This is a genomic window from Peptoanaerobacter stomatis, from assembly GCF_000238115.1.
Taxonomy (GTDB): Bacteria; Bacillota; Clostridia; order Peptostreptococcales; family Filifactoraceae; genus Peptoanaerobacter; species Peptoanaerobacter stomatis.
Genome location: NZ_JH414564.1, coordinates 38,403 through 44,526 on the forward strand (window position 1 = coordinate 38,403; position 6,124 = coordinate 44,526).

At 30.3% G+C, this 6,124-nt stretch carries 5 protein-coding genes; 1 reads left to right on the plus strand and 4 read right to left on the minus strand.

The genetic code is table 11. The annotated features are described in order from the left end of the window. Window positions 1-500: 500 nt before the first annotated feature. The gene (locus HMPREF9629_RS09715; protein ID WP_009526226.1) at window positions 501-1,610 is read right to left on the minus strand and encodes a CapA family protein; all 1,110 of its coding nucleotides are present in this window, start codon (window positions 1,608-1,610) and stop codon (window positions 501-503) included. 417 nt (window positions 1,611-2,027) lie between these two features. Between HMPREF9629_RS09715 and ilvA the strand changes: the two genes are divergently transcribed. Beyond that, window positions 2,028-3,260, plus strand: coding sequence for a threonine ammonia-lyase (gene ilvA, locus HMPREF9629_RS09720; protein ID WP_009526227.1), 1,233 nt, complete (start codon window positions 2,028-2,030; stop codon window positions 3,258-3,260). Between the two features lie 381 nt (window positions 3,261-3,641). On the opposite strand, the gene tsf is transcribed toward ilvA, so the two are convergent. From tsf to HMPREF9629_RS09735, 3 genes are all read right to left on the minus strand, one after another. Beyond that, window positions 3,642-4,577 carry a translation elongation factor Ts gene (gene tsf, locus HMPREF9629_RS09725; protein ID WP_009526228.1) on the minus strand — a complete coding sequence of 312 codons (936 nt, stop codon included), beginning with the start codon at window positions 4,575-4,577 and terminating at the stop codon, window positions 3,642-3,644. 129 nt (window positions 4,578-4,706) lie between these two features. Beyond that, the gene (gene rpsB, locus HMPREF9629_RS09730) at window positions 4,707-5,471 is read right to left on the minus strand and encodes a 30S ribosomal protein S2 (protein WP_009526229.1); all 765 of its coding nucleotides are present in this window, start codon (window positions 5,469-5,471) and stop codon (window positions 4,707-4,709) included. A 230-nt stretch (window positions 5,472-5,701) separates the two neighbouring features. Continuing rightward, the coding region (locus HMPREF9629_RS09735; RefSeq protein ID WP_009526230.1) for an LPXTG cell wall anchor domain-containing protein at window positions 5,702-6,124 on the minus strand (423 nt) is incomplete at its 5' end.

A 6,124-nucleotide genomic window follows, 5' to 3' on the forward strand; every position in this document is an offset into this window, starting at 1 on the left:
TATAAAAATACTAAATTAAATGTATTTTATCAGAAGCGTTTTTATCTACAATATCATTAGCAATTTCCTTGATAAAACACATTCAAGCAGATTTTATAGTAATATATGTTTTTTTTAAAATAAGGTTTAATATTATAAGATGAATTCTTCAAAAACATTATAGTCAATTTTTAATATTTTACATCTTTGATTTATTATCAATAATTCATCTAAAGCATTATAACATACTACAAATGTATTAATCAATAATTAAAGCAGTTTAATTTCTAATTTAAATTCATAAAAAATTTAAACAGTTTTATCATATGGTTAGTAATTATATTTACCTATTATAGTTTATTTTTTTATAATATACCTGCAACATAAAGAATTATACAAAACTCAATTATATGTTTATAATCCATACATTTAAAATCAAAATAATAGTCTTATAATTAAAACTTTTTTGATTTTAAATATTAAATTTAGTTTAGAAATTTTTAAAACAGCTTTATTTTCAATCACAAGCTTCCGTTTAATATTCTATTTACTTTATCAATACTTTCCTGCTCTGTCATCTCTATAGGAGTATATTTTTGAGTATAGCCTCCCATCCACCAAATAGGCACATTTTTATAAATAGGTGTTATTTGACCATTTTCATCCATATCAAGCGTAAGTTCTACAAGCAATCCTTCAGGATTTTTAGAGCTTCTGTAATTTACAAACAAAAAATTCCCTAATGAATAATATATTTTCTTGCCATTGTAATCTTCTATCCTTTGAATAGCGTGAGGGTGATGTCCATACACCATATCTGCACCTAAATCTATGAATTTTCTCGCCATTATCTCTTGTCTTTCAAGCACTATATTGTCCTCTTGACCTCCGCCGTGCATAGCAACTATTATAAAATTACATCCTTGTGATTTTAAATTATCTATATCTTCTTTTATAGTCTCATCTGACGGATGAGATGAGTTGAAAGCGTAATACCCTGCCATCCCAAGTTTGATATCATCTTTAACAAAGATTTGAACTTTATGAACCTTTACATTCCCAAGTTCAGGATCATTAGAGTCTACAAGATTTGTTCCAAAATACTTTATACCTTTTTCGTCAAGCAACTGCATACTCTCATCAAAACCTGCCTGCAAATAGTCTTGCATATGGTTGTTAACTACATTTACATACATTATATTATTAGCCGTAAGTATATCTATATAATCTTTTGAATAGGATTTATAAGTATATATTTTCCCTTGTTGCATGGTATTTAAGTCAGTAAATACATTTTCCAAGTTAGTTATATTTATGTCTGCATTTTTAAAATATTTTTCCAATCCCTTCAAAAAATATCCTGCACCGTTTTGTCTGAACACATCTTCAAAATATATCCTCTGTCCGTAAAAAGACGCTACACTTGTATCGCCGGTCATAGTTATTATCATTTTTTGAGGTTTAAATTTAGAGATTTGTTCTTCTTTTTCATCTTTTTCAACTTCGTCTGTGTTTTCAACCTCATTATTTGTAATCTCTTTACTTGTATTTTCAACTTTATTGTCACTTGTACAGCCCACGAACATACAAGACAGTACGATTATAAATACAATCCATAACTTATTTTTCATATTTCACTCTCCTAAATATAATACCGGCTTTAAATGTTGAATAAAAATTTTTTACTTATATTTTTACATTTAGCAAAAAATATATTGTTGATAAAAATATCACACATTGTCATATTTAGATTATAACAATTATATTAAAGCTTGTTAAGATTTTTTTTACAATATACTTTAAAATTTACAAGTTTTTTAATTGTATATTTTTTAAAATATAGTATAATTATGAATTACATTTCAGCATGTCCATTTAATAATATAATCTATTCAAAACAATATGTATTGCTAAAAAATGAGTTTGAATTTCCTTAATCAAACATATTCAATTTAACATTTTCATTGTATGGCTATTTAATCGGATAAACAATAAATTATGGGCTTATGCTTATAAAATCTACTGCATATTATCAGGAGGCATTATATATGAATTTTAATGAACCGCTGTTTTTAGAAAAGTTATCTTCTCTTGACTTTGAAGAAGCCGAAAATGCTATGAAAGATGTATTAAAACCTACACATCTTATAAAAAGTGAACTCCTAAGCTCCATGTGTGAAAATCAGGTTTATTTAAAGCCTGAATGTCTGCAAAAAACAGGCTCTTTTAAAATAAGAGGAGCTTACAACAAAATAAGAAAATTGACTGATGATGAAAGAAAAAAAGGAGTAGTAGCATCATCAGCCGGCAATCACGCACAAGGTGTAGCATTTTCTGCAAAAAAAATAGGTATAAATGCCACAATAGTAATGCCCACTACAACACCTCTTATCAAAGTAAACTCTACAAAATCTTACGGAGCAAACGTCATACTTCATGGAGAAGTATATGATGAAGCCTATGAAGAATCAAGAAGATTGGAAAAAGAACATGGATATGTATATATACATCCATTTAACGATTTTGACGTAATTGAAGGGCAAGGCACTATCGCAAACGAAATTTTAAAAGAATTACCCGATACCGATTATATATTGGTACCTGTCGGCGGTGGAGGACTTATAAGCGGAATAGTATTATCTGCTCTTAGAATAAATCCGAAAATAAGAATAATAGGTGTAGAGCCTACAGGTGCAAACGCTATGAAACAATCACTAATAAACGGTCATCTTACTCATCTCGAAACAGTAAGTACAATAGCTGACGGTGTGGCTGTAAAAAATCCCGGCGATATAACGTACAACATAATTAAAAATAATGTCAGCGAAATTATCGAAGTATCTGATTTTGATATAATGGAATCATTTTTATTGCTATTGCAAAATCATAAAATAGTGTCTGAAAATTCAGGTACTCTTACAGTATCGGCACTTAATAAATTGAAATGCAAAAATAAAAAAGTCGTATCTCTTATAAGCGGCGGAAACATAGATGTACTTACCATATCCTCACTTATTAACAGAGGACTCATATCTATGGGAAGAATATTTTGTTTTTCCGTTACTTTACCTGATGTTCCCGGACAGTTGTTCAAAATAACACAAGCATTAGCCGAAACAGGTGCAAACGTAGTTAAATTGGATCATAATCAATTCAAATCATACAACAGATTTAACAACGTTGCATTGGAAGTGACAGTTGAAACAAATGGACACAGCCATATAGAGCAAATAGTAGATAATCTTGTAGAAAAAAGCTACCATATAACGAGAATTTATTAATTCCATTGTTTAAAAAATATTAAAATTAGAAATTTGATAAAGCGATAGAAAAATAATATTGTGTAAATTTAATGTATTATAATAACTATTTATAAATTTCTCACTATAAAATATCTATCTATTAGATAATAGTATAATAAAACAATATTTTATAAACTTCGGATTTGTCATAAAATTAATCTACTATAAATTTATTATAGCTATTTAATATTGAAATCTTATAGAATAATAGAAAATCATAACAATTAATTTTTCTGGTAGACTATTTATATTAATGATATATAATTATACAATTTATCCATAATTTTATTAGATAGCAGTATAAATAGGTAATCGTATAAATAAAAACACCGCCTATATGACGGTGTTTTTATATTATTGCTAATTTCCCATTTGTTTTGCTACTTCTTCAGCAAAGTTTTCTTGTTTTTTCTCTATTCCTTCGCCTACTTCAAATCTTACTATTTGAGCTACTGTTATATCTGCTCCTACTGCCTTAGCAGTTTCCGCTACTACTTCGCCTACAGATTTTTTAGCTTCTTTTACGAATGCCTGATCTAATAGACAAACTTCTTTAAGTTCTTTTTTAAGTCTTCCTTCTAACATTTTAAGCACTATTTCTTCAGGTTTTCTCTTTCCTTCAGGAAGCTCATTGTTTTCATTTATTGCTTGTTGTTTTAAAACTTCTCTTTCATGATTTAGATATTCTTGATCTACATCTTTTTCTGATATATATTTAGGATTCATAGCCGCTACTTGCATTGCTACATCTTTTCCTAATTCTTCTACTTTTGCATCTTGTGAAGAAGTTTCCAATTTAACTATTGATACTATTTTACCGGCTCCGTGAACATAACTTATAAGTCTTCCGTTTTCAACTTCTAATCTTTCAAATCTTCTTATGTTCATATTTTCGCCTATCTTTGATATTTTAGCTGTAAGCTCTTCTTGTACTGTTTGGCCGTTTAATTGAAGTGCAAATAATTCTTCCAATGTTGCCGGTGCTTTTTCCAATACCAAGTTTGTAACATCTTTTACCAATTGTTGGAATTCTTCATTTTTTGCAACAAAGTCCGTTTCTGAGTTTATTTCAACCAATGCAGCTTTTTTATAATCGGCAGATACTTCTACTCCGATTAATCCTTCTGCCGCTATTCTGTCGGCTTTTTTAGCAGCTTTTGAAAGTCCTTTTTCTCTAAGCACGTCTATAGCTTTTTCCATATCGCCGCTTGTTTCTTGAAGTGCTTTTTTGCAATCCATCATTCCTGCACCTGTTTTTTCTCTAAGTTCTTTTACCATTGAAGCAGTTATTTCCATGATTTACTCTCCTTTTTATATATGAGTTAATTTTTATCTTAAATTTTATGAATTGACTTATATATTTTGACAAAATACAATAAAAAGGGCAGGGAAGATTTCCCTTACCCTTTCGGTTTTATATCAATATTATTCAGCTTGTTCTTCTACTTGCTCTTTGTCTTCAAAATCTTCTACCGTTATCTCTTTATCTTCTTCTATTTCTTCTATAAATCCTTGTTTTGCTTCTATTATAGCTTGTGACATAGCAGCCACTATAAGTTTTACGGCTCTTATAGCATCGTCATTTCCAGGAATTGGGAAGTCTATTTCATCGGGGTCGCAGTTTGTATCTACTACACCTATTACAGGTATACCTAATTTATGTGCTTCCAATACTGCTATTCTTTCTTTTTTAGGATCGATTACGAACATTGCTGCAGGCAATTCAGGCATATCTTTTATTCCACCAAGATATTTTTCCAATTTTTCTTTTTCTTGTAAAAGACCTATTACTTCTTTTTTAGGAAGTTTGTCGAATGTTCCGTCTTCTTGCATTTTTTCAAGCTCTACAAGTCTGTTTATTCTTCCTTTTATTGTCTTGTAGTTTGTCAACATTCCTCCGAGCCATCTTTCGTTTACATAGTACATTCCCGCTCTTAATGCCTCATCTTTTATAGCATCTTGAGCTTGTTTTTTAGTACCTACGAAAAGAATCGGCTTTCCTGTTTCAGCAACTTCTCTCATAAAACTGTATGCTTCTTCCAACTTTTTAACTGTTTTTTGCAAGTCAATTATATATATTCCGTTTCTTTCTGTGAATATAAATCTTGACATCTTAGGATTCCATCTTCTTGTTTGATGTCCGAAGTGAACCCCCGCCTCCAATAATTGTTTCATACTTACTACTGACATATTTGTCCTCCTTAGGTTTAATCCTCCGCAGCCGTCATATTCTATGTCCACCGTTTGGCAACCTGACAAAGAATTAGGTGCGTGTGTAATAATTTTACTGTAATATGATACACGAAAATCATCATAAAATCAAGTATTTTTTTATAATTTTATATGAATTGAAAAAACACCCCTATAAAATTATAAGAGTGTTTTTATGGTTTAATATTATGAATTTTTTAATATTTTAATTATCTTCTCTTTCTTTTTATCAATATCAATCCTAATCCTGATAATATTGATGCTATTGTAAGCGGTATTTGTGGAAACTCATCTCCTGTTTTTACCAACTTTGTCGCTCCGAGAGGTACTCCGTCTTCGTCTACATACTCGAATGTTCCGTCAGGATTTATTCTTTTTGTATATGTTCCAAGCGGTACTCCGTCTTCATCAGATACTACTATTCTGTCAGGTGCATTTGGACTGTTAGGATCAGGTAACTCGTCTATTTGATAAGTCGGTGTTGTTGTTCTTTCTTCGTTTGCTATTGTCGGTGTTGTCGGATTTACTTGTGAACCCGGTACTGTCGGATTTACAGGTGTTGTTTCAGATGTGCCTGTGTTTGTTGTATTGTTTGGAGTATTAGGTGTTGCCGGATTTGTCGGTGTTGTCGG